Source organism: Paenibacillus sp. ISL-20, assembly GCF_018613005.1.
Taxonomy (GTDB): Bacteria; Bacillota; Bacilli; order Paenibacillales; family Paenibacillaceae; genus Paenibacillus_AQ.
Genome location: NZ_JAGGRD010000059.1, coordinates 20,460 through 43,313, shown reverse-complemented (window position 1 = coordinate 43,313; position 22,854 = coordinate 20,460). Strand labels below are relative to the sequence as shown.

The window sequence follows — 22,854 nt, the reverse complement described above, 5'->3', positions numbered from 1 at the left end:
TTTATCTGGCTTTTTGACGACGAAAGCTGTTCCACAGACCAACCGCTGTATCCACGTAGGCTAACCAATTCCGGCCGCGTGACTTTTCTTCTTCTTCCGTATGCTGGTATACCGCATCATAGGACTGGAATGTACGATCCTGAGCCGTCAAAGGCACTTCCGTACGGGCAGGCTGCTCTTTCTTCTGTTCCATCCGGGATTGCTTAAAGCGGCTAACCATGCCGGAGGATACCTGCTTCACGGCATAGGTGACCTCGCTTAAAGCTTCTCCCAGATTCTTGACGGTATCCAGCACCGGATCAATCTGTCTCATCTTATGCTGAACATCCACCGCAATATCGTTCGTATTTCGAATGGTCTGCTTCACTTCATAAGTCAATTCGTCCACCGTCTTTTGGACATCCTGGAGTGTTTCTGTTACCTTTTCGAGCGATTGTGTCGCAGCCTTTAATGTCTTGATTAAAAAGAAAACCAGAACCGCAAATGCCACGGCAATAATGGCAACACTGATTTGGGTTAGCATACGTTGTCCCTCACTTTCAAGTATGTTGGTTTCGGATACGCAATAGTTACCCTATCCCCCAGCTCACGAAACAAAGGAACCATTGCCATTCATGCCATGGTTCTGCAGCTTGTTTCATCCTCTGCCGCCACGGTTAAAGAACACTACAAAGGGCGCTGTAAAGGGCGCTGTGACAACCGCCGACAGCTCCCTACCGAGCTTCAAATTGGGTATATGCCGCTTCTTGGAGCCTCATGAGACTACTTGCTATATCCAATAAAATCGATAAAGAAAGCAGGGTGAATAGGATGTTAAAATGGTCTGTAATTTTTCTAGTTGTTGCACTGATTGCAGGGATCTTTGGCTTCTTCGGCATCGTTGAGGCTGCAGCCAGTATCGCGAAGGTGCTGTTCTTCATCTTCGTTGTCCTGTTTGTGATCTCTCTCTTCACCGGACGCAGACGAAGTATGTGACGCTGTCACATACTAAAGGCCATGCATTGAATATACACATTTGGAAATAAAAAAAGGGTGTCCTCCGTTTGATAAACGGATTGGACACCCTTTTTATGCGTTATGCACTGCGCAAAATCGGATTAGGTTATATGTTCGTTCCTGCAGCCTCCTGATTTCCTGAGGTCTTCGGCTCTTCCGCCGGTCTCGTCTTCTTAATAAAGAAAGCCAAGATCAAGGAAGCGACGCTGATCCATGTGGCAATAACAAAAGCATAATTAATGCCGTAAATGGTTGCTTCGTTACCCAGCTTGAGCAGGTCGGCCTGATTCTTCGGATCAAATAGTCCCGATTGCATCAGGGCTTCCCCTTTGCTCTCGGCCTGGGTGGACATTACGGTAACAAGAATCGCCGTTCCGATCGAGCCGGAAACCATGCGGAGTGTATTCGACATGGCCGTACCGTGGGCGTTCAAGCTCCGCGGGAGCTGATTCAGTCCGGCCGTCTGGATCGGCATCATGAGCATCGACATCCCGAACATGCGGGCCGTATAGAGGATCATGATATGGTTGTAAGACATTGTTTCGGTCAAATTACTGAACTCCCACGTCGTCAGGACCGTAATCGCCAGACCGATAACAGCCAGCCATCTTGCGCCAACCTTATCAAAGATCGCTCCCGTAATCGGTGACATGATCCCCATCAGAATAGCGCCGGGAAGCATAAGAAGTCCTGATTCCACCGGCGTGAATCCGCGAATCTGCTGCAGATAAATGGGCAGCAAGATCATGCCGGCATACATCGCCATCGTGACAATAACATTAATAAGGGTCGTCAACGTAAACATGTTATATTTGAATATCCGGAATTCCAGCATCGGATTGTCGGCCTTCATCTCTCGCCATACAAACAGGATGAGGGAAATCGCACCTACCACCAGGGTCGTAACAACCGGCGTGCTGGACCAACCGTCATTCCCGGCATCACTGAAGCCGTACAGCAAACCGCCAAAGCCCAAGGTGGACAAAATGATCGCGATCATGTCCAGCTTCGGCCGGCTGACCTCGGTAACATTTTTCAGGAAGAAAACTCCGATTAGCGTAGCTATGATCGAGAAAGGCAGAATCATGTAGAACAGCACACGCCAATCATAGTGCTCCACAATATATCCTGAAAGCGTAGGTCCGATAGCAGGAGCAAATATCATGGCGATCCCCATCATCCCCATCGCCTTGCCGCGATTCTCAATCGGGAAAATGTTCAGAAATACAACGGTCATAAGCGGCATCAAAATACCTGCACCTGCAGCCTGAACGAGGCGTCCGGTAAGCAGGAACGCAAAATTGGGGCTGACGGCACACAGCAAGGTGCCAATCGTAAACAGCGTCATCGCACTGATGAACAGCTGCCTTGTCGAGAAACGCGCAATCAGATAAGCGGTAACGGGGATCAAGACCCCGTTCACCAGCATAAAGCCTGTGGTCAGCCACTGGGCTACTGTCGGTTTAATGCTCAAATTTACCATGATGCTCGGCAGAGCAACATTCATCAATGTCTGGTTAAGAATGGCGACGAAAGCGCCAATCATAAGTGCAGCAATGATAGGGCCTTTCTTAACAGGCTCGCCGGGGCGAGCAACGGTATGGGTACTCATGTGCAGCCTTCACTCTCTTTCTAAGTAAAATCATACATATAGCATGTTAGTTCTATGTGGACATCTGACCCTGGATAAACTCAACATTGGTCAAAATTTTGCGATATAGGACACTCAACTGCTTAACCTCTTCGGCCGTTAGAAAACCGTATAACAAATCGCTCAACTCGGCACGTTTATTGGCCAGCTGTTCGATCAGTTCCCGCCCAAGCGGCGTAATCTCCAGATGGATAACTCTTCGGTCGGCTGTATCCCTTATTCGGCGTGCGAACCCACCTTCGATTAATTTATCGGATATGCCTGTAACCGCTCCGCATGTCACATGAATGGAATCGGCCAAATCCGACAATCTCAAAGCTCCCTGTTCATGAAGCATCTCCAAGGCGGTATACTGGGTTCTGCCTAGTTTAGGAAATCCCTCCTTCTGCCATTCATGATGCACAGTCCGAACCATCTTCTTAAATAGCATCTCCAACTCCAGAATTTCATTCCGCATGGACATGTATTTTTTACACTCCTTTAAAAGGTCCAGCACTCCTTCAACAGAGACAGCCTTCTTTGCCTCTATATACTTTAGTACTAAAACATTTATTTCTAAACATTTACTGATTATAGTGGCGGATGATTATAGTGTCAATGTTTACATATGTATTTTCTTCATAGTTTTTTTCTGAAAATAATGGTATCTCTTGAAAATCACAAAAAAAGACCCAGACATTCTTCCCTTGTCTGAGTCTTTAGCCTAATCCCTTGCTTTACTTAAATAGCGACGGAATGGACATCCAATCCATGGTGAAGTTTAATTCCAAGCCATCGGACAGAAACTTCACATTTTTCACAGTTACCAGATCCGGTAAATAGTCTTTGAGCGAAATTTGAATCGGGTCCAGTCGGAACATATTCAAAGGGATCTCAACTCCCCGAATCGTAGTCGATTCATGTGTCAGGTGAAGATGGCTTCCCTCAGCCGACATTTGAAAGCGCAGCACAGCCCCAAAGGGAAGAATCCCCCATTGCCCGTTCATACGGGCTGTCATTGTGGTGCCATTCATCATGAAATCGGCGCCTGTAATATCTACGCCCAGGTCATGGGTGCTCATATATTTGACCATGTTCTTCTTGCTGAGTTCCCCGACTTCTTCTGTGCTCAGCAGCATGCGGGTATCCCGATTTGATACCATGGTCATCAACTTGTCCTTAAAATCAACGGAACGGTATCGCATGTCCAGAGATTGCGTAGGATAAACAAACCAGACCAACGCACCGATAATCACAAGCAGAAGGACAAATATACCCAGCAGGAAACGTCCGGCTCTTTTTTTTCGACGTACCATTCAAAGTCCCTCCTCCCATAGGATATTCCTGCAGTAACAAGGCTTTTCCCATCTCCAAAGTATATAGGAATCCATGAAACTTGTCACGATTTGAGAATTTACCCAACTTTCTTGGTTCAAAACATCCAAATCGTGGTTATTACGATAGTGTCAAATTAGACTTCGGTCCCAAGGAGGAATTATTCCATGAAAAAAACACTAAGCATTACTGCAGCCCTAGCACTCACCCTGTCCCTGACCGCCGTAGCAAGCGCAGACCCAATTAACGGGACGGTATCTGACACTTCAGAGACGGTATCCGAAACTTCAGGAACGGTATCCGAAATTTCAGGGACGGTATCCGAAACTTCAGGCCCGGCTCCCATCTCGACGACAGAGCCTGTTATCAAACCGGAAGAAGTCGTGCTGGTGCCTACACCTATGATCGAGATTGCGGAAAGAACCTACTTCTATAACGCTCCAAACGGCGAAAAACTTGGTGCCTTGGCTTCGCAAAAAATCGACACAACCGGTAATCGAACAGGTGTCGTGCTTGGCGGGGAATGGGTTGAAGTTTATACATGGCTCGGTAAAGCTTGGATTTATGTAGCGTAATCGTGTATGACTGCCGGACTTCATGATCCTTCATGTATCCTAGCAGGTTAAATGGCAGGTCAAGATGATCTTGGCCTGCCATTTGTATACGTACCTCTTCGGGCTCCCTAGGACGATCCCTTAGGCTCCACATGAATGTGGACACTCATAATATTGTGAATCTTCTCCATCTGTTCTTCGATACGATCACTGATCCGGTGACCCTCCAGAACACTGATATCCGGGTCCACCTCGATGACAACATCCACCAGCACATGATTGCCGTGAATTCGGGCCTTCATGTCTTTAATCCCCTCGACACCGGGCGTACGGGCAATCGTACTGCGCAAGTCCGACAAACGGTTTTCATCAAAGCCGTCCGTTAGACTATAGGTACAATCTCTGAATATTTCCCAAGCCGTTTTGCAAATAATGACACCAACCGCTACTGCCGCTACGGTATCCAGCCAGGGCAGGCCGAATTGAGCGCCGATAATACCAACAGCTGCCCCCACACTGACAAGTGCATCCGATAAATTATCCTTGGCCGCTGCCATGAGTGCCTGGTTATCGATTCGCCGGGCAAGGTTCCGATTGTACCGGTATACGCCAAGCATGGCAACGGCACAGATGCCGGCCACGCCGGCAGACCATAAATTCGGTATTTCCTTAGAGCCTTCAAAAAATGAACGAACGGCTTCAACCAGCACTTGGATACCCACAACCGCCATAATAAATGAAGCAACCAGAGCCGCAATCGTCTCCGCCCTTAAATGCCCATACGCATGATCGGAATCCGGCGGTTTCTGGGAAATTCGCAGTCCGATCAATACGGCGAGTGATGCCACAATATCTGTCAGGTTGTTGAAGCCGTCAGCAAGCAAAGCACTGGATGCAAATAAGTATCCACAGAATATTTTAAACGATGACAACACGAGGTAGGCGGCAATGCTGATCCAAGCCCCGCGTTCCCCTTGTTTGATGTTATCATAGGCATTATTCACTTTACACGTCTCTCCTTTGCTTGCTCTTTTGCAGGCCACAAGCGATATCCATCACTATCCATATTTAATCCTAGCAAAGGTCATTCGTGTGGGTCTAGAGAAACATAATTGCTTTCGATCAAAGAACCATGGGCGTAGAAAATGGTATTAATCATTGTTACCCTTGCCGGGCGATTTAAAAACGAATAGAATGAGGACAAGCGAACACAAAGAGGAGGGTGATACTATGCCCGAGAATAACAATGAGTCACGTAAAGTGAATTTGGCTGATGCAATCCGGCAAAAGCTGGAACAAAAGAAACAGCAAAACTCATCCGCGAACAAGCCCGGACAATTCCAGGCTGGTTCAGCGCAAAAAATGAAAAGCCAAAACAATAAAAAACCAAACAACCAGCGTCGTCGTACCGGCGGTTCGTAGAAGAGCCCGTCCGTGCATAACGCAAAAAATGCTGCACCTCCCGTACTTGGAAGGTGCAGCATTTTTTTAATGGATCGTGCGAGATGAAAGCTCGCACCATCATCTTCGCCGTCGTATCCTATTTCTTAAACTTCAACCGGGTACATGCTTTCGCGAAGTCCCTTGATCTCTTCACTCTCAAGATACTCATCATAACTCATACTGCGGTCGATGATGCCATTTGGCGTAATCTCGATAATTCGGTTGGCAATCGTCTGAATGAACTGATGGTCATGCGAGGTGAACAGAATCGTTCCGTCGAAATCGATCAGACCATTGTTGAGTGCCGTGATGGATTCGAGATCCAAGTGGTTCGTCGGCTCATCGAAGATGAGCACATTCGCGCCGTTCAGCATCATTTTGGCCAGCATACAGCGAACCTTCTCGCCCCCGGACAATACGCTTGCTTTCTTCAATGCTTCCTCACCCGAGAACAGCATGCGGCCAAGGAATCCGCGCAAGAATGTCTCATCTTGATCCTTGGAATATTGGCGCAGCCATTCCACAAGGTTGATATCAACACCGTCAAAATAAGCTGAGTTGTCTTTCGGGAAATACGCCTGGGTGGTTGTTACACCCCAGCTGTATTCACCGGCATCCGCTTCGGTTTCTCCTGTAATGACCTGGAACAGCGTCGTTTTCGGCATACCGTTCGGTCCAACAAATGCGATTTTGTCGCCTTTGTTTACAACAAAGCTGACATTATCCAGAACCTTTTCCCCATCCATCGATTTGGTGATGCCATCAACCGTAAGCAGCTGCTTGCCCGCCTCGCGTTCAGGCTTGAAATGAAGAAACGGGTATTTACGGTTCGAAGGACGAAGATCCTCCAACGTAATTTTATCGAGCTGTTTCTTACGGGAAGTCGCCTGCTTCGATTTGGAAGCATTCGCCGAGAAGCGTTGAATAAATGCCTGCAATTCCTTGATCTTCTCTTCCTTCTTCTTGTTGGCATCCCGTTGAAGTTCAAGCGCCAGCTTACTGGATTCATACCAGAAGTCATAGTTGCCGACATACAGCTGGATTTTACCGAAGTCGATATCCGCAATATGCGTACACACCTTGTTCAGGAAGTGACGGTCATGGGATACCACGATAACGGTGCCTTCATAATCCATAAGGAAGTTCTCGAGCCACTGAATCGATTCCAGGTCCAAGTGGTTGGTAGGCTCATCCAGCAGCAGGTTATGCGGACGGCCAAACAATGCTTGCGCCAAGAGAACGCGTACCTTCTCATTACCGCTCAGCTCCGACATTTTCTTATCGTGCAGCTCACGTGGAATGCCGAGACCGATCAGGAGCGCTGCCGCATCCGGCTCTGCATCCCATCCGTTCAGCTCTGCGAATTCGCCTTCCAGCTCACCCGCACGCATGCCGTCTGCTTCAGAGAAATCGGATTTCGCATACAGCGCATCCTTCTCTTTCATGATGTTATACAGCCGGGCATGACCCATAATAACCGTCTCCAGGACTGGATACTGGTCGTATTCATAGTGGTTCTGCTTCAGAACCGCCATCCGTTCATTCGGTGTCATATGAACCTCGCCTTGGTTCGGTTCAATTTCACCGGAGAGGATTTTTAGAAATGTAGACTTACCCGCCCCGTTGGCGCCGATGAGGCCGTAGCAGTTGCCCGGGGTGAATTTTATATTGACATCTTCAAATAGTGCTCGTTTGCCATAGCGGAGCGTTACGCCGCTTGTACTGATCATTAAGCATTACCATCCTTTATCACTATTGGTTTCAGCACATTATAGCATAAGTACGACGGTTATCGAAGCTTCTGGACGATATAAAACGGTTTTAAACAAATATAACCTCCTGCTTGCGCCCTTTTCAAAGTGCACAGGACAGGACGCTGTCGATCAAAAACTACTTTTTCTAGTGTAATAGAAAAAGCCCAACTGAAAATGGGCCCGAGAGGTTATAAAAAACCTTCCGGGCCTTCTTTTGGTAGTCTATGGTGTATGAATCTTTCCGTCTTATGCATTTGCTTGATCAGAATCGCTTGTACGTTTCAGTTACGATGTCACGCTTCTCCGCTCAGGCTGAACCTTGAAGGTCTCTCCGTACTTTAATACGCGAATCCGCTCCTTGGCGATCCCCAGCCGCTCGCGTTCCGCTTCCATCCTATCCAGCGCTTCTCTGGCCGTATCGTCTGCCAGCTTGAAGGTGCCATAATGCATCGGAATCATCGTCTCGGCCTTCACGTCCTGGAACGCCTGCAGCGCCTCTTCCGGATTAACATGCTGTGACGTCATGAACCATTCCGGCTCATATGCCCCGATCGGCATCAGAGCAAGGTGAATGTTAAAGCGTTCTCCGATCAGCTTAAAACCCTCGAAATAACCGCTGTCTCCGGCAAAATACAAATTCGGCGGAAGCAGGCGGGTGCCGTCCTCAGCGACAGGTTCGTTATCGCATGGCGATTCATCGGAAGAACCCGAATCCCTCTTCCCATCCTGCAGCACGGGCTCCATCACGAATCCTCCCCAATGGGATGTATTCGTGTCAAATGGCGTACGCCGAGTCCAATGCTGTGTCGGCACAAAGGAGAATTTAACGCCCTTAATGGTTGCGGATTCCCACCACTGCAGTTCGATCACGCGGCGAAAGCCTTTGTTGATCATTTTGCGACGCAGACCAACCGGTACGATGATCGTGGTGTCCGCACGGTACAGCCTACGGATCGAGGCAACATGCATATGGTCATAATGGGAATGCGAGATTAAAATGATATCAATCGGGGGGATCTCATGAATGGGAAGTCCAGGTTCTCCAAGGCGCTTATTAAACCCCATTCTCCGCGCCCATACGGGATCAGTCACGATGTTCAAGCCTTCATATTGGATGAAGAACGTAGCGTGCCCGATCCAGGTAACGGAGGTTTCGTGCCGGTTGCTATGCAAATACTGAAGATCCGGCGTCAGGTTCGGAATGCAGTAGGAATAATCCTTCTTCTTCTGACGACGTTCGTCGCGCCACTGCTTGAATTGTTTAAGTGTTTTATCCGTGCTGACGTTATCGATATTGTTATAGCGAATTTTTGGCATGCAGCCTCCTCCTTCCATTACCCTGTATTTTACCCCGTATTGACCTCTCCGCTCAACTTTGCGTTTGTTGTTCTTTTTACACCGAATGATTCGTGACGAAACAACCCGCATTTGCCTTGGACCAGAATCAATCCGATGGATCTTTATACTTGACGACATAGATCGCCATAAAGGCTACAGCAGCCAGTACGGTGAGCAGCGGTGCTATGAATATGCCGAAGTCCTCCACTTGCCTCACCCCTTCTTCGCGGATTTGCCGCGAATGTAGTTCGCATCGAACAGAAACAATCGCATCAGCAGGATCAGGGAAGGAACCAATACGCAGAAACCCAGGATAAATGCGGTAATCAAAGCGATCGCCATCGTATCGTTGGTAATACTCTCATGAATATGGATGTAATCATAGAGAACATACGGCAGATGCGAGCGTCCATACCCATACCAGGCAAAGGCAAATTGGAGCATAACCATGATAAAAGCGATGCCGAGCCGGATTCGTTTCCATACGAGATACACCGCAATGACAAAGCAGATGAACGAGGCGATAAACATCCATGCGATATCCAGCATCTGCCCAAAATGCACCGGGTTCTGATGGTTGATCTGGAAAAACGCGAAAACCGAAGCCAGGATCGTCGGTCCGCTCCACCCCAGTGCATAACCCCGGACCACGCCGAACGCTACCTCATCCCCCGCACGCTGCGCGTAATAGGACAGGAACATCGCTGAGATGTACAGAACGCTCACAAGTGCAAGCAGGATGACCGACCACGTGTACGGGTTCGTGAAAAACGTATACCAATGAAGCTCCACCTTCCCGTTGTCCATATAGATAATGCCACCTTCCGAGATGGCCAATATCGTTGACAATGCGGCCGGGATGAGAAGCCCCGTTGCCCCGTAGAGCCCCATATACACGATATTGTTCCCAGTCTGGCTGCCATACGTGTGATAGGCGTAGTAAGCGCCGCGGATCGCCAGCAGCACAAGAGCCAAGCTGCCCGGCACAAGCAGCGCGGTGCCATAATAATACGCAGCATCCGGAAAGAATCCGACAAGCCCGACCACAAAAAAGATCAGGAATACGTTGGTCACTTCCCAGACGGGAGATAAATACCGCTGGATGATGTTATGAATCTTGTTCTCGTGTCCAGTGAGCACGCTGTAATAGCTGAAAAATCCGGCACCGAAATCAATCGAGGCCACCAGCAAATAGCCAAACAGAAATGTCCACAGCACGGTTATTGCTACCATTGCATAGCTCATTTGCGGTCTCCCCCTTCGATTTCGAGTCCCAGCAGCCGGATTTCCTCTTCGGCGCTTTTATTCCGGAACAATTGGCTCAGCACGCGGATCGCGGATACGGATAGCACCAGATACAGGATAATAAACAGCACCAGCATCCAGCCGACGCTTGATGAAGTGGTTGCCGCATCCGATACCTTCATGTATCCCCGCACAATCCACGGCTGCCTTCCGATCTCGGCAAGGAACCAGCCCAGCCATATGGCTGACATCGATAGAGGCCCCAAAGCCAATATACTGAGCAGCAGCCATTTTGGATAAGGCCTTTTGCCAGGAAGTTTCTTGCGGAACATATACAGGAGCGGAATCAGAACGATCACGGCGCCGCTGGTCACCTTCAAATCGAAAAAATAATGCACTGACATCGGCGGCCTCTCATTCTCCGGAAATTCATTCAGGCCAACGACTTCCGTGCTGGGGCTGTTTCCCGCTAATATGCTTAGCGCATAGGGAATCTTCAATGCATACTTAATCTCGTTATTCTCATCCAGGAAGCCGCCGTAAATGAGCGGGGCTTGTGTCATCGTCTCAAAATGCCACTCGGCCGCCGCCAGCTTCTCGGGCTGGTATTTAGCCAGAAATTTGCCGGAGAAATCCCCGATCATCACGGTAGCCACTGCAAAAACAAAGGTGGACACGACAGTAAGCTTCAGCGCTTTCTTAAAGTAGATGTGCCTGCTTCCCCGCAATAAACTGAAAGCGGCTATGCTGGCCAGCGCAGCCGCACTGGTCGTATACGCTGACGCCAGCACATGGCTCACCTTGGTCGGCGTTGCCGGATTGAACATGGCCACAAACGGATTCACATTCGTAAATACCCCATCTACCAGCTCGAAGCCCTGGGGCTGATTCATAAAAGCATTCATGCTCGTGATAAAGAATGCTGACGCGGAGGAGCCGATCGCCACGGGAATAAGCAGCAGCAAATGGGTCCATTTATTTTTGAATCGATCCCATGTATAGAGATAAATGCCAAGAAAAATCGCCTCCACAAAAAAAGCAAAGGTTTCCATAAACAGCGGCAGCGCAATGGCTTTACCGGCTACACGCATAAAGGTGGGCCATAACAAGCTAAGCTGCAAGCCGATGGCAGTACCTGTCACAACGCCGACGGCCACCGTAATTACAAATCCCCGCGCCCAGCGCCTGGCGAGCAACGTATAATGGTTGTCCCCTGTCCGAATCCCCCTCCATTCCGCCAGAGCCAGCATAATCGGAATCCCAACGCCGATGGTTGCCAGAACAATATGTACAAACAGGGTCAAACCGGTAAGGATCCGGCTCATCAGTACGGGGTCCAGTGAAGACATCAGGTTCACTCCTCGGTTTCTTTATCCAAAATATTTCATATAGCGCAGATACCCTTTCACGGCGCCGTATAGCATAATGGCCGCAACAATAAAGCATACAATCGCAAGCTTTCGCTCCTGCTTCCTGTGCATCCGTCTGCCTAGCCTCCTTTAAGTTTCAGCCCTTCTGCAAGGGCGCGGCCCTTCCACACGTCATTCTCTTGAAACACACAAATGGCATACATCCAATCATTATCAGTTTTACAAACCTTTCCTCTTTTTATCCAAAGTCTGCTTATTTTGTTTGAATCCTTGCCATGATGTTTTTTCCTGCATGGAAAAGAGGTACAATAAGAGGATAAGGAGGCGAGATCAACCCATGAAAATTACATTTATTGAACCAACACCGAGCCCGAACTCCATGATGCTTCACCTTGACGAAACGCTGGAGTCCGGGATTCGCAGAACATATACACTGGACAACGAACGGTCGGCTCCCCCCTGGATCAGGCAATTGCTTCATATCCCGGGCGTAAAGAGCGTCTTTCATACCCTTGATTTCATCGCGCTCGACCGTAAAGGCAACGCCGATTGGCCTTCCATTCTGGGCGCCGTTCAGGAAATATTCGGTCAGGAGGGCCTTGCGGCCGGACTCCAAGAAGGTGCGGATGATATCGCTTTTGGAGAGGCTCAAGTATTCGTGCAGTATTTCCGGAATATTCCGATGCAAATTCGTGTCAAAAGCGGGAATCAGGAAGAACGCATTGGTCTGTCGGAGCGCTTCGCCAAAGCGGTAGCCGCGGTGGGAACCACGACGCTCATCAAGGAGCGCAAGCTCAAGGAGTACGGCGTGCGCTACGGCCAGCTGGAAGGCATCGCCCGTGACGTAGAGCAGGAGCTTGAAGCTGCCTTCCCACAGGAGCGCCTCGATAAGGTCGTTGCCCAGGCGATTGCCCACGGTGCCAGCGACGAGGATTTCGTTGAGCAGCGCCGGAAGCTGAGTGACGAGGAAACCGTTGCCGCGCTGCAGAATGAGGACTGGCGCGTCCGTTATGCCGCGCTGGATGCACTGGAGCCATCCGAGAAGCATATTCCGCTTCTCCGCCAAGCGCTTCGGGATCCGAAGATGCAGATCCGCCGGCTGGTCGTCGTCTACTTGGGCGATCTTCGCACCCCTGAAGCAATGGAACTCCTATATGAAGCCATGCGCGACGAAACACCGGCTGTTCGCCGTACCGCAGGCGATACGCTGTCGGATATCGGCGATGCTGCCGCTACCCCGGTCATGATCGAATCTTTGAAAGACAGCAGCAAAATCGTACGCTGGCGTGCGGCCCGTTTCCTGTATGAAGTTGGTACCGAGGAAGCCCGCTCCGCTCTGGAGGAAGCTGCCAACGATCCGGAATTCGAGGTTAGTCTGCAGGCACGAATGGCACTGGAACGCATCGAATCCGGCGAAGAAGCTGCCGGAACCGTCTGGCAGCAAATGGCCAAACGGAATCAATCGTAATTGTATCAGCAGGGCTACCTTCATACCGTAAAATTTAACCATTGCCTCTGACATGGGATGTGATTTATACTAGGACTCTCTTGTTAGAATTGAATATATAGATAGCCTCATCATTCCAAGATGAGGTAGAGGTTGCAGACATGATCAGTAGTTGTGCCGAGGCGAAGAGAAGCCGGTGAAGCACAGTGAAAGGCATGAATGCCGAAGTGCAGGGTATACTCTTGTATTCTGTGCTGGGGCCGTTGTCGAAAGAGACGGAACTGTCACGGGGCTTTCCCCGTGTTGAGCTATCTTCATGGAGGGTATGATGCGGATACGATAAAGACCGCAGGTATAATACCTGCGGTCTTTTTGTTCTTACAGGGTATATTTTAAATATCATTTCTTAATGTATAGAAGGAGTGTTCGATCTTGAATCGCAAAAAAGCACCCGCTGCTTCGCTGAAGCAGAGCTTTAAAGCCCGTCATATGACAATGATCGCCCTTGGCGGATCGATCGGTACCGGCCTGTTTCTGGCGAGCGGAACGGCCATCGCCTCTGCCGGCCCAGGCGGAGCGCTTATCGCCTATGCCGCGGTTGGCCTCATGGTTTACTTTCTGATGACCAGCCTGGGTGAACTCGCTACGTATCTTCCGGATTCCGGTTCGTTCAGCACCTACGCCTCCCGGTTTGTCAGCCCTGCCTTCGGATTTGCCGTCGGCTGGAACTTCTGGTACAACTGGGCTGTTACCATCGCCGCCGAGCTCGCGGCGGCGACGGTTATTATTAAATTCTGGTTCCCGGACAGCCCGTCATTTCTGTGGAGTCTTCTGTTCCTGGCGATTATGTTCGGCTTAAACGTTCTATCCGCCAAAGGATACGGCGAATCGGAATATTGGTTTGCTATCATTAAGGTGGCAACCGTCATTATCTTCCTCATCATCGGTGTCATGATGATATTCGGTATTCTTGGCGGTGAAGCCGTTGGATTCAGCACCTTTAGCCTAGGCGATGGGCCGGTACACGGCGGGTTCTTCGCGCTGGTCGGCGTGTTCATGGCTGCCGGCTTCTCCTTCCAGGGAACCGAGCTGATCGGGGTCGCAGCCGGCGAGAGCGAAAATCCGAGAAAACATGTCCCTAAAGCCATCCGTCAGGTGTTCTGGCGCATCCTGATCTTCTATATTTTCGCTATTTTTGTCATCGGCATGCTGATCCCTTACACCCACCCGAGTTTGCTTCAATCCGGGGTCGATAATATCGGAGTCAGCCCTTTCACGCTGGTGTTTGAGAAGGCCGGGCTTGCCTTTGCCGCATCCGTCATGAATGCCGTTATTCTAAGCTCCGTGCTGTCGGCAGGCAACTCGGGGATGTATGCTTCAACCCGTGTCCTGTATGCCATGGCGAAGCAAGGAATGGCTCCGATATGGCTGAGCCGCCTGAACAGCCGCGGCGTACCGGTTGCGGCTCTAATCGTAACCTCTGCCGTAGGTATGCTGGCCTTCCTGGCCTCCTTCTTCGGCGATGGCGTGGTATACGTGTGGCTCCTGAATGCCTCCGGGATGTGCGGATTCATTAACTGGCTGGCCATTGCCGTGAGTCATTACCGCTTCCGCAAAGCCTATGTCGCCCAAGGTAAAGACCTGAAGGAGCTGCCGTTCCGTGCACGCTGGTTTCCCTTCGGTCCCATCTTCGCCTTCCTGCTCTGTCTTGTAGCCATTATCGGTCAAGGCAATTTCAGCGGGGAGATCGATTGGTTAACGATCATTGCTACTTATGTCAGCATTCCGTTGTTCCTCTCCATCTGGTTCGGCTACCGCTTGATTAAGAAGAGCCGCGTCGTGCCATTGAACGAGTGCGATTTAAGCACGAACGTCAAATAATATAGACCAGACATACCAAAAGCAGCCTCCCTCCCATACTTGGGAATGGAAGCTGCTTTTTTTGATGCGGACATATTACCAAATAATCTGCACTCTCAGATCATCGGTGTTCTCAAACGCATGGTGATAGTATTTGATGGAGCCGAGATTGCTCTTCATCTGCAATTGCTGGAGCACATTCACAAGCTCTCGCTCGCTGCCATCGAACCGGAACACCAGCTTCTGGCTGCCTTCAGCCTTTGCAGCTTTAACCAATGGTTGGAGCTGTGTGTAGGAGCTGACGATGGAACGGGCATCATAGAGCTGATATTCCAGATCCCGTTTCAATTGTTCGTATACTCCGGCTCTCGAACGATCCTTTACGGCAAGCCCTGACAGCGTGTTGCGGTAAAGGGTGCTCGCCTTCGGATAGGATTTGACCCAGGTATGATCACGGCCCATCTGTTCATCCGTCCGGAGGTAGTACGTATAGGATACCTCGTTGTCGCGATCCGGCACGGGATCGTTCCACGTCGTGTCCAGATGGTACCATTTGCCGTCCAGAAGGACCAGATTCCAGGCATGGAGCTGGCCCTTCGGATTATCGGAGGCATAAGCCGTGCCCTCCACAATTTTGTTCTGGATTCCGGCTTCCTTGAGCAGTTTATGCGTTAACAGGGAATAGCCCTGGCATACTGTGCTTCCGGTGTAGAGCCCGTCATAGGCCGTATATTTCGTAAGCGTGGTATCGTATTTCAAGTTCTGGACAACCCAATCGTGGATGGCTTTCACCCTCTCATGATCATTCATGCCCGGCTTGATGATCTGCTTCAAAATGCTGTCGGCATTCTGGTTCACATAGTTCGTCTGCTCCACAGTCTCGCGATAACTCAACCGAACCGTGACATTGGCGGAACTGGATGTCCCACGATAGTCGTAGCTATAACTAGCAATGGTGTAATGAATATAGGGATCACTGGCCATTGCCTGATCAAGTGCATCTTTAAGCTGCGATTTCAGCGATTGGGTCTCCCCCTGGTAAACAAAACGCACCGTCGATTGCCTGTCGCTCATCGCTGTCAGCAGTTTCTGCTGAATCCCATTGACCGACTTCACGACCGCTTTGTTGGAGGTGGCATAGACATCACTGAGATTAGCTGGTTCAGGTACTGCTGCAACGGTTACCGCCAAAGACCCTATGAACAGTAATTTAACGATTGTTCCTCGGCTTCGTTTCATCGGTACACCCGCCCTTCATCTTCCTCATCCGTATGCACCATTATTGTAACACATAACATCAGGGCTTAAGGGTTCTAGTTTTGTCGACCGGGCACGAATATCAAATACTACCAATAAAATGAGGACAGGAAGGAATCGCTACGTCCCGCGAGCTTCGACATGCGAACCAGAACCTCTGCAGCCTCTGCACGCGTCACCTCACGCTCCGGCAAGAACTTGCCATCAACTGCCGGCAGAAGACTCAGCTTAAGAGCAATCAGGGCTGCTCCTTTGTTTGTGATGGCATCGGCATCCGATATCCCTTGCACGTCAGTTGGAAGGATAAAGGCTTTGGACAGCTTCTCATAATTCAGGATGCGGGTCAGCGAGCTTGCCAATTCATCCCTTGTCAGCTTGTGGTCCAGCTGCAGCGGGCTGTCCGGATCATAAGGGATCCAGTTCTGCCCGATCAGCACCTGAATGGCCTGGTAATACGGATGGTCCGGCTGCAAGCCTGCATATGGATCCATGGTAGATCTTCCATACAGCTGCTCATAGGACGGGCTTACCGAAGCCGCCACCAGCTGATACCATTCGCCAAGGGAAATCTGGTGATCCGGGTACACCTTTCCGTCCTTGTCCGGAACCAGCACCCGATATTTCACCAGCTCCTTAAGAGCCGCTTCCGCATAATGCCCCGCCGTATCGGTAACATCCGGAATATCCTTGCGGCTCATTTCGGGCATGATATCGCGCCATTCCCCGCTCTTGGCATCAAGCGGTACCGTAATGCCGCCGAAGGCCGCCTTTTTGTGTGTCGGATAATAAATCAGCTTAATGAAAGGTTTCATAATCTCATTACCGGTCATTGAGTAACCACCGTAGTAACCGTATTTCAACGTCAGATCAATTTCTTCCAGATATTTAGCTCTTGCCTGCTCCGCACTGATGGCCGGTTTTGCATCCGTTGGCAGTTTGGACAGGACGGCGTCCGAATTCACGCTAAAGCCCTGGATTTGCCCGTTGGCCTCCATCGTGAGGTTCAGGGAATCGCCCATGACGCGAATATCACCGACATAGCGTTGGAATGAAAATTGGTAGCTGAGGGTTTTAGTGTCTTTGCCCATTTTATCAACCGATGTCAGCTTCCATTCCTCGGCGGCATGCGGTACCAGCTTGCTTACCGTCTCGAATGCGAGATCCTGCGCAGCCTGCTGCGAAATCGGGTTCTTCACTTCCGCAGCCTCGGCCCGGTCAAAACGATATCGGTTGTACGAGTAAATCTGCCCGGTCCTGGCGTCCACCTCTGCGGATACCGTCTCCCCTCCGCCCATGGCGGAGAGCTTATTCTCGCCCCAACTTATGTTCCACGTCTTAACCTCGCTGTTGTTCCATCTTGTACCCAGTCTCTTGGATTCGGTCTTTAAACCAGACGGGAGCTTGATCTGCGATTCCACCCATCTGGCTGCTGCCTCTCCGCCAGCGAATGGAGCGGTGATTGGCTTAAAGGTTTCTTTGGATGCCGGAATCGCGCCGTTCTCAACCGAGGTAAGCCCGCTCTCTTCCCCTGAGAAACTAATGAACTTGCCTGTATTGGCATCCAGTGAATTGCCTGATTGATCATTAGGTATGTAACCTAAGAAATAATTGCCTTTGGCATTGTTATATAAATTATCAGGTACATAGGCCAGGGATACCTGGAACTGATCTTCAAACACTTTACGGATGGAGGCCTCATTTAATTTCGGTGTGGATGAAGGAAACTCCTCATTGATTTGATTGCGGGAATAGTTAATGGTATTGCCCTGTCCGTCAAGCGTAATCGAGATGCTGTTCACATCCGATTCAATTCCGTTCACCGAGGTCTGGAAATAAAACTCAAACCGCGGAGGGCTGAACAATGCCGTCTGCATCCCAAGATAAGCCTCATTCTCCTTAAGCTCACTCGTCTTCACATCCGATACATGGCTGCCGATCCATTTCAGTGCCTTCTCCTTGGCTGCTTCCCGGGTTAACACCGGTTTGTCGCTACCAGGGTTCATCAAAGAATGGGGGATATAAATGTTAAGAAGTTCCCCCGTGACCGCATTGACCTGGGCATTGAAGCCGGAGCTTGAGTTCCCTTTGGTCAGTACCATTTGCAGATCCCAAGCAAGCGCGCTCGATCTCATGCCATCATTCTCCAGGAACTGCACGTTCGACACTTTCACGTTCTTGAGCTCCGGGAAAGCCTTCTTAATGATGTCTTCCGCCTGCTTGGATGAAATTTTTGCGCCCTTCGGTATTTCGTTATCCGTTACGCTCTCCGAACCGGTGTTATCGCTGCTAGTCACGGTAGTTACCGTATCGGATACAACGATTCCGCTGCCCGGAACGGAATTGTCTCCCCATACCGGCTGTGCCAAACATAGCATGGCTGTAGCCGTAACCGCGCACACGGTCTTTTTTACCCTTACCTTCTTCTTATCCGATGGATTCACTTGATTCGCTCCCTTCCATTACTTGAACCTAACCATGTCTTACTTACACATGATGATATCCTAACAAGTGCCTGTACACGGCAGCAATGACATAACCAAGCTACCTAAATAATACCATAACTTGTCTATATATTCCTTATGTAGTAAGCTTCCAAAACATAACCTGGATGGTTAAGGATGAACAAAGTGTAACTATTTCGATCCCGCTTCTTGCGAATGGGGAATTCCCTTTCGAACACATCTTAACCAAGCCGCGCCGCTTCAACAAAAGCCGCAGTGCGACGCTTGATCTCCTCCATATTGCCGGACACGAGGGCATCCTGCGGAAGCAGCGCGCTGCCTAAACCAACCGCTGCCGCGCCTGCATGAAAATAATCCGTAAGATTATCCAACGTAACTCCACCCGTTGCAAGCAGCGGAATGTGATTCAGCGGACCCTGAAGCTCCCGGATAAATGACAAGCCCAGGCTGGCCATGGGAAACAGCTTCACGATCTCGGCCCCGGCTGCGTACGCCGCGACAATCTCCGTTGGCGTCATTGCCCCTGGCCATACATCAATTCCCTGCTCCAAAGCAAATTCGATGACGGAAAGATCCGTGTTCGGCGAAATCAGAAATTGAGCTCCGGCTGAGACCGCTTCCTTCGCCATCTCCACATCAAGCACGGTTCCCGCACCTATATATACAGCGCCATCATAGCGAGTACGCCAATCCTGGATCATATGTAAAGCACCTTCCGTATTCATCGTCACTTCCATGAACCGGATTCCGCCTTGGGTCAATCCTTCTCCTACGAAGTCCGCCTGTTCTCTCGTAATGCCCCGCACGATGGCAACGATTTTCTCGCGTTTGAGTTCAGCTGTCAGTTTCAATGTGTTTCCCCCATTTCTATTTACACTTCCGACACGTTCCTAAATCGCATGGGCCGCAACTTCAGCCTGCTTCAAGTATATGCGGTCCGAAGCGTTCACGCAAAAAAAGCAGGCCGGGAAAAATGTCTTCCCGACCTGCTCTTTAACATCTATAGGGTTATCCGCGGAATTCGGACAGCTCTGCGCCGAGTTCACGCGTGGCTCCGTATACGCTTTGATAGAGTCCAAACAATTTGTCATAGGCCTGAACCGCCTGCGGATTCGGAGAATACGAGCGTGCCGGCCGCAAAAACGCCTTTGCGCAGTCCTGAAGGCTTGCAAACCAGCCGCAGCCGTAGGCTGCCAGCATCGCCGCGCCCATAGCCGGCCCTTGCTCGCTTTCCAGTTTCACGATTTCAGCGTTAAACACGTCCGCCTGCATTTGCAGCCAGATCTCGTTCTTGGCGCCGCCCCCGATGGAAATGACGCGGTCGATCCGCCTGCCGGATGCGCGGAGGATATCGATGGATTCGCGGAGAGAGAACGTGATCCCTTCGAGTACCGAACGTGCAAAGTGGGGCAGCTTATGACCGGCGTCCATTCCGATGAAGCTGCCGCGAATGGTTGCATCCGGATGCGGGGTGCGTTCACCGACGATATACGGCGTGAACAGCAGCCCACCGCTGCCAGCCGGGATGCTTCCGATATCGCTCAACAGCGCGTCAAAGGAGACATCCGGTGCAAAGGTATCCTTAAACCAGGTCAGGCTGTATCCCGCTGCCAGGGTCACACCCATGATATAGTAAGCATCTTTCTCGCTATGATTAAAGAAATGGACCTTCCCTTCAAAATCCACCTCGCGTCGGTCCTCATAGGAGAGTACCACGCCCGATGTACCAATACTGCACATCGTCTGCCCTTCTTCGAGAATGCCGGCGCCGATGGCACCGCAGGCATTGTCCGCCCCGCCGGCAAATACCTTCGTCCCCGGCAGCAGAGCCGATTGCTCGGCGATCTCGGGCAGCAAGGTGCCGCACTCGTCGAAGGATTCGACCAGCGGAGGGCATAAGGTGTGCGTCAGCTGGAAGGCATCCAGAATTTCGGTGCTCCAAGACTTGCCCGCCACATCCAGCAGCAGCGTTCCGGCTGCATCGGAATAGTCCATCGCGTATTGCCCGGTCAGGCGGAAACGCACATAATCCTTAGGCAGCAGGAACAGGGCAGCCTGTTCGAGCAGCTCCGGTTCAAACTCCTGCACCCATAGAATCTTGGGCAGGGTGAAGCCTTCCAGCGCACGATTGCGTGCAATGCCGAGCAGCCTCTCCTGCAGAGTCTCCTCAATGCGACGGCATTGCGCTGTTGTGCGCGTGTCATTCCACAGAATGGCCGGTCGCAGCACTGCACCCTCACCGTCTACCAAGACCAGACCGTGCATCTGGCCGGAAAAGCTTAACCCCTCAACCTCGGATGGGTCAATGTTGTTTCCGTTCATTAATTGCCGTAACGACAATACCGTTTTGTCCACCCAATCCTCCGGTCGCTGCTCGCTGTAACCCGGCTTCGGCTGGCTCAGCGGATACGACTCCGAATGCTCGGCGACAACCTTGCCGCTGCGGTCCACCAGCACGGTCTTCACAGCACTGGTCCCCAAATCAACTCCGATAACGTATCTCATCTATATCCTCCTTCGTCTCCTCATGAACCGAACATGAATACATCCTTGGCACTTCTCCCCGGGCGCTTTCTGTTTGAAATAAGTACACCGGCTTCCCTGGAGGGAGCCGGTGAAGGTTTGGATTTCATTGTACAAGCGTTAAAGCGTGTATCGATTAATTGGCCAGAATGTACTGATTCAGAATCGCTTTCAGCATTTCTTGACGTCCGGATTCGTTCTTGCGCGGGGACTCGTTGTTCAGCGCGTATTCTGCAAGGGAAGCCAGTGTAGCCTTGCCAGATACGACGTCTGCGCCGATGCCTTCATTAAAGCTGCTGTAGCGCTTCGCGATGAAGTCTTCGAATACACGGTCTTCGATCAGCTTCGCTGCCACTTTCAAGCCTTTTGCGTAAGTATCCATACCGGCGATGTGCGCATGGAACAGATCTTCCGGTTCGAAGGACGGACGGCGAACCTTCGCATCGAAGTTCACGCCGCCGCGGCCGAGACCGCCGTTCATCAGCACTTCGTACAGCGTCAGTGTCGCGTCATAGATGTTAACCGGGAATTCGTCTGTATCCCATCCAATCAGCATATCGCCTTGGTTCGCGTCGAGGGAACCGAGCATGCCGTTGATACGTGCTACGCGAAGCTCGTGTTCGAAGGTATGACCGGCGAGCGTGGCGTGGTTGGCTTCGAGATTCAGTTTAAAGTGCTTGTCGAGGCCGTATTTCTGCAGGAATGCAATCGTTGTAGCCGCATCAAAATCATATTGGTGCTTCGTTGGCTCCTTCGGTTTAGGCTCGATCAGGAATTGGGCGTCAAAGCCGATTTCCTTCGCATAATCAACCGCCATATGGAACAGGCGAGCCAGATTATCCAGTTCAAGGCCCATATCCGTGTTGAGCAGGGTCTCATAACCTTCGCGTCCTCCCCAGAACACATAGTTCTCGGCGCCGAGGCGTTTGCCGACTTCAAGTCCTTTTTTCACTTGCGCAGCGGCATGAGCGTATACATCCGCATTGCACGTAGTGCCCGCACCGTGCATGAAACGAGGATTCGTGAACATGTTCGCCGTGTTCCAGAGCAATTTTTTGCCGGTGGACTTCATGTGGTCTTCAATCGAATCCACGATTGTATCAATGTTGCTGTAGAACTCACGCAGGCTGCTGCCTTCCGGTGCAATGTCCACATCGTGAAAGCAGAAATACGGAAGGTTCATTTTCTCCATGAACTCAAAGCCTGCCTCAACGCGTGCTTTGGCGAGGTCCATGCCGGAGTAATTGCCCCAAGGGCGAACCGCAGTGTCGGCGCCGAACGGATCCGAACCGCCTGCAGTCAATGTATGCCAGTAAGCCATGGCGAAACGGAGATGCTCTTCCATCGTTTTGCCGGCTACAACTTCTGTCGGATTATAAAATTTAAAAGCATAAGGGTTGGTTGATTGGCTGCCTTCGTACTCGGCCTTGCTAATGTTGTTAAAATAGGCCATGAATAAATCCTCCTATACCTTGTTAAGGTGTGGTTAACGCTTACAAGGTTATCCTATCATAGGATTTCCACTTTGTCTATTGGTTAAACAAAGTTATTACTTTTACAACTTTTTCGAAACCGATGCCGCCTGCTGTTAGGATGATTATCTGCTAAAGATCAGTACATCTCCGTTTGGCTCACTGCCT

General features: G+C 50.6%; 20 protein-coding genes and 1 riboswitch. Of the genes, 5 read left to right on the top strand and 15 right to left on the bottom strand.

Annotated elements, in window-relative coordinates:
- Position 1: 1 nt before the first annotated feature.
- Positions 2-523, bottom strand: coding sequence for a DUF948 domain-containing protein (locus tag J7E85_RS28005; protein WP_215163212.1), 522 nt, complete (start codon positions 521-523; stop codon positions 2-4).
- A gap of 287 nt (positions 524-810) precedes the next feature.
- Here J7E85_RS28005 and J7E85_RS28000 point away from each other — a divergent pair, with 287 nt between their 5' ends.
- A complete protein-coding gene (locus J7E85_RS28000) occupies positions 811-975 on the top strand; it encodes a DUF1328 domain-containing protein (RefSeq protein ID WP_006212708.1) in 165 nt (54 codons plus the stop codon).
- Between the two features lie 127 nt (positions 976-1,102).
- On the opposite strand, the gene J7E85_RS27995 is transcribed toward J7E85_RS28000, so the two are convergent.
- The 3 genes from J7E85_RS27995 to J7E85_RS27985 form a co-directional block, all read right to left on the bottom strand.
- Entirely contained in the window at positions 1,103-2,608 is a 1,506-nt protein-coding gene (locus tag J7E85_RS27995) for a DHA2 family efflux MFS transporter permease subunit (RefSeq protein WP_215163211.1), read from the bottom strand.
- 52 nt (positions 2,609-2,660) lie between these two features.
- The gene (locus J7E85_RS27990) at positions 2,661-3,110 is read right to left on the bottom strand and encodes a MarR family transcriptional regulator (protein ID WP_215163210.1); all 450 of its coding nucleotides are present in this window, start codon (positions 3,108-3,110) and stop codon (positions 2,661-2,663) included.
- Between the two features lie 253 nt (positions 3,111-3,363).
- On the bottom strand, positions 3,364-3,942 hold the full coding sequence (locus J7E85_RS27985) for a hypothetical protein (RefSeq protein WP_098748952.1): 579 nt from the start codon (positions 3,940-3,942) through the stop codon (positions 3,364-3,366).
- 186 nt (positions 3,943-4,128) lie between these two features.
- Between J7E85_RS27985 and J7E85_RS27980 the strand changes: the two genes are divergently transcribed.
- On the top strand, positions 4,129-4,536 hold the full coding sequence (locus J7E85_RS27980; RefSeq protein WP_215163209.1) for a hypothetical protein: 408 nt from the start codon (positions 4,129-4,131) through the stop codon (positions 4,534-4,536).
- Between the two features lie 107 nt (positions 4,537-4,643).
- On the opposite strand, the gene J7E85_RS27975 is transcribed toward J7E85_RS27980, so the two are convergent.
- Positions 4,644-5,519, bottom strand: coding sequence for a cation diffusion facilitator family transporter (locus J7E85_RS27975; RefSeq protein ID WP_215163208.1), 876 nt, complete (start codon positions 5,517-5,519; stop codon positions 4,644-4,646).
- 226 nt (positions 5,520-5,745) lie between these two features.
- Here J7E85_RS27975 and J7E85_RS27970 point away from each other — a divergent pair, with 226 nt between their 5' ends.
- A complete protein-coding gene (locus tag J7E85_RS27970; protein WP_076325415.1) occupies positions 5,746-5,937 on the top strand; it encodes a hypothetical protein in 192 nt (63 codons plus the stop codon).
- A 125-nt stretch (positions 5,938-6,062) separates the two neighbouring features.
- On the opposite strand, the gene J7E85_RS27965 is transcribed toward J7E85_RS27970, so the two are convergent.
- The 5 genes from J7E85_RS27965 to J7E85_RS27950 form a co-directional block, all read right to left on the bottom strand.
- Positions 6,063-7,688, bottom strand: coding sequence for an ABC-F family ATP-binding cassette domain-containing protein (locus J7E85_RS27965; protein ID WP_213647751.1), 1,626 nt, complete (start codon positions 7,686-7,688; stop codon positions 6,063-6,065).
- 309 nt (positions 7,689-7,997) lie between these two features.
- Positions 7,998-9,029, bottom strand: coding sequence for an MBL fold metallo-hydrolase (locus tag J7E85_RS27960; protein ID WP_215163207.1), 1,032 nt, complete (start codon positions 9,027-9,029; stop codon positions 7,998-8,000).
- A gap of 127 nt (positions 9,030-9,156) precedes the next feature.
- Positions 9,157-9,258 carry a cytochrome bd oxidase small subunit CydS family protein gene (gene cydS / locus J7E85_RS35195; protein ID WP_015737491.1) on the bottom strand — a complete coding sequence of 34 codons (102 nt, stop codon included), beginning with the start codon at positions 9,256-9,258 and terminating at the stop codon, positions 9,157-9,159.
- A gap of 5 nt (positions 9,259-9,263) precedes the next feature.
- The gene (locus J7E85_RS27955; RefSeq protein ID WP_076325412.1) at positions 9,264-10,295 is read right to left on the bottom strand and encodes a cytochrome d ubiquinol oxidase subunit II; all 1,032 of its coding nucleotides are present in this window, start codon (positions 10,293-10,295) and stop codon (positions 9,264-9,266) included.
- Complete coding sequence (locus tag J7E85_RS27950) at positions 10,292-11,644, bottom strand: cytochrome ubiquinol oxidase subunit I (RefSeq protein WP_213647748.1); 1,353 nt, start codon at positions 11,642-11,644, stop codon at positions 10,292-10,294. Before J7E85_RS27950 ends, J7E85_RS27955 begins: the two co-directional genes overlap by 4 nt.
- 358 nt (positions 11,645-12,002) lie before the next feature.
- Between J7E85_RS27950 and J7E85_RS27945 the strand changes: the two genes are divergently transcribed.
- Together J7E85_RS27945 and J7E85_RS27940 are read left to right on the top strand one after the other, a co-directional pair.
- Positions 12,003-13,133, top strand: coding sequence for a virulence factor (locus J7E85_RS27945; RefSeq protein ID WP_215163206.1), 1,131 nt, complete (start codon positions 12,003-12,005; stop codon positions 13,131-13,133).
- Between the two features lie 118 nt (positions 13,134-13,251).
- Positions 13,252-13,431: riboswitch (Lysine riboswitch) on the top strand.
- Positions 13,432-13,601: 170 nt separating this feature from the next.
- On the top strand, positions 13,602-14,993 hold the full coding sequence (locus J7E85_RS27940; protein WP_251036098.1) for an amino acid permease: 1,392 nt from the start codon (positions 13,602-13,604) through the stop codon (positions 14,991-14,993).
- 75 nt (positions 14,994-15,068) lie between these two features.
- On the opposite strand, the gene J7E85_RS27935 is transcribed toward J7E85_RS27940, so the two are convergent.
- From J7E85_RS27935 to xylA, 5 genes are all read right to left on the bottom strand, one after another.
- The gene (locus J7E85_RS27935) at positions 15,069-16,211 is read right to left on the bottom strand and encodes a transglutaminase domain-containing protein (protein ID WP_215163204.1); all 1,143 of its coding nucleotides are present in this window, start codon (positions 16,209-16,211) and stop codon (positions 15,069-15,071) included.
- Positions 16,212-16,318: 107 nt separating this feature from the next.
- Complete coding sequence (locus J7E85_RS27930) at positions 16,319-18,670, bottom strand: YcdB/YcdC domain-containing protein (protein ID WP_215163203.1); 2,352 nt, start codon at positions 18,668-18,670, stop codon at positions 16,319-16,321.
- A 242-nt stretch (positions 18,671-18,912) separates the two neighbouring features.
- Positions 18,913-19,542 carry a bifunctional 4-hydroxy-2-oxoglutarate aldolase/2-dehydro-3-deoxy-phosphogluconate aldolase gene (locus tag J7E85_RS27925; RefSeq protein WP_215163202.1) on the bottom strand — a complete coding sequence of 210 codons (630 nt, stop codon included), beginning with the start codon at positions 19,540-19,542 and terminating at the stop codon, positions 18,913-18,915.
- Between the two features lie 157 nt (positions 19,543-19,699).
- A complete protein-coding gene (gene xylB, locus J7E85_RS27920; protein ID WP_215163201.1) occupies positions 19,700-21,196 on the bottom strand; it encodes a xylulokinase in 1,497 nt (498 codons plus the stop codon).
- Positions 21,197-21,350: 154 nt separating this feature from the next.
- On the bottom strand, positions 21,351-22,667 hold the full coding sequence (gene xylA, locus J7E85_RS27915; RefSeq protein WP_215163200.1) for a xylose isomerase: 1,317 nt from the start codon (positions 22,665-22,667) through the stop codon (positions 21,351-21,353).
- Between the last annotated feature and the right edge of the window lie 187 nt (positions 22,668-22,854).

What these genes read in the sequence shown, in the direction of transcription:
- J7E85_RS27995 (WP_215163211.1), bottom strand. Translation starts at nt 2,608, where the DNA reads ATGAGTACCCATACCGTTGCTCGCCCCGGCGAGCCTGTTAAGAAAGGC.
- J7E85_RS28005 (WP_215163212.1), bottom strand. Translation starts at nt 523, where the DNA reads ATGCTAACCCAAATCAGTGTTGCCATTATTGCCGTGGCATTTGCGGTT.
- J7E85_RS27950 (WP_213647748.1), bottom strand. Translation starts at nt 11,644, where the DNA reads ATGTCTTCACTGGACCCCGTACTGATGAGCCGGATCCTTACCGGTTTG.
- J7E85_RS27985 (WP_098748952.1), bottom strand. Translation starts at nt 3,942, where the DNA reads ATGGTACGTCGAAAAAAAAGAGCCGGACGTTTCCTGCTGGGTATATTT.
- J7E85_RS27990 (WP_215163210.1), bottom strand. Translation starts at nt 3,110, where the DNA reads ATGTCCATGCGGAATGAAATTCTGGAGTTGGAGATGCTATTTAAGAAG.
- J7E85_RS27935 (WP_215163204.1), bottom strand. Translation starts at nt 16,211, where the DNA reads ATGAAACGAAGCCGAGGAACAATCGTTAAATTACTGTTCATAGGGTCT.
- J7E85_RS27970 (WP_076325415.1), top strand. Translation starts at nt 5,746, where the DNA reads ATGCCCGAGAATAACAATGAGTCACGTAAAGTGAATTTGGCTGATGCA.
- J7E85_RS27945 (WP_215163206.1), top strand. Translation starts at nt 12,003, where the DNA reads ATGAAAATTACATTTATTGAACCAACACCGAGCCCGAACTCCATGATG.
- xylA (WP_215163200.1), bottom strand. Translation starts at nt 22,667, where the DNA reads ATGGCCTATTTTAACAACATTAGCAAGGCCGAGTACGAAGGCAGCCAA.
- J7E85_RS27980 (WP_215163209.1), top strand. Translation starts at nt 4,129, where the DNA reads ATGAAAAAAACACTAAGCATTACTGCAGCCCTAGCACTCACCCTGTCC.
- J7E85_RS27955 (WP_076325412.1), bottom strand. Translation starts at nt 10,295, where the DNA reads ATGAGCTATGCAATGGTAGCAATAACCGTGCTGTGGACATTTCTGTTT.
- xylB (WP_215163201.1), bottom strand. Translation starts at nt 21,196, where the DNA reads ATGAGATACGTTATCGGAGTTGATTTGGGGACCAGTGCTGTGAAGACC.
- J7E85_RS28000 (WP_006212708.1), top strand. Translation starts at nt 811, where the DNA reads ATGTTAAAATGGTCTGTAATTTTTCTAGTTGTTGCACTGATTGCAGGG.
- J7E85_RS27960 (WP_215163207.1), bottom strand. Translation starts at nt 9,029, where the DNA reads ATGCCAAAAATTCGCTATAACAATATCGATAACGTCAGCACGGATAAA.
- J7E85_RS27940 (WP_251036098.1), top strand. Translation starts at nt 13,602, where the DNA reads ATGACAATGATCGCCCTTGGCGGATCGATCGGTACCGGCCTGTTTCTG.
- J7E85_RS27965 (WP_213647751.1), bottom strand. Translation starts at nt 7,688, where the DNA reads ATGATCAGTACAAGCGGCGTAACGCTCCGCTATGGCAAACGAGCACTA.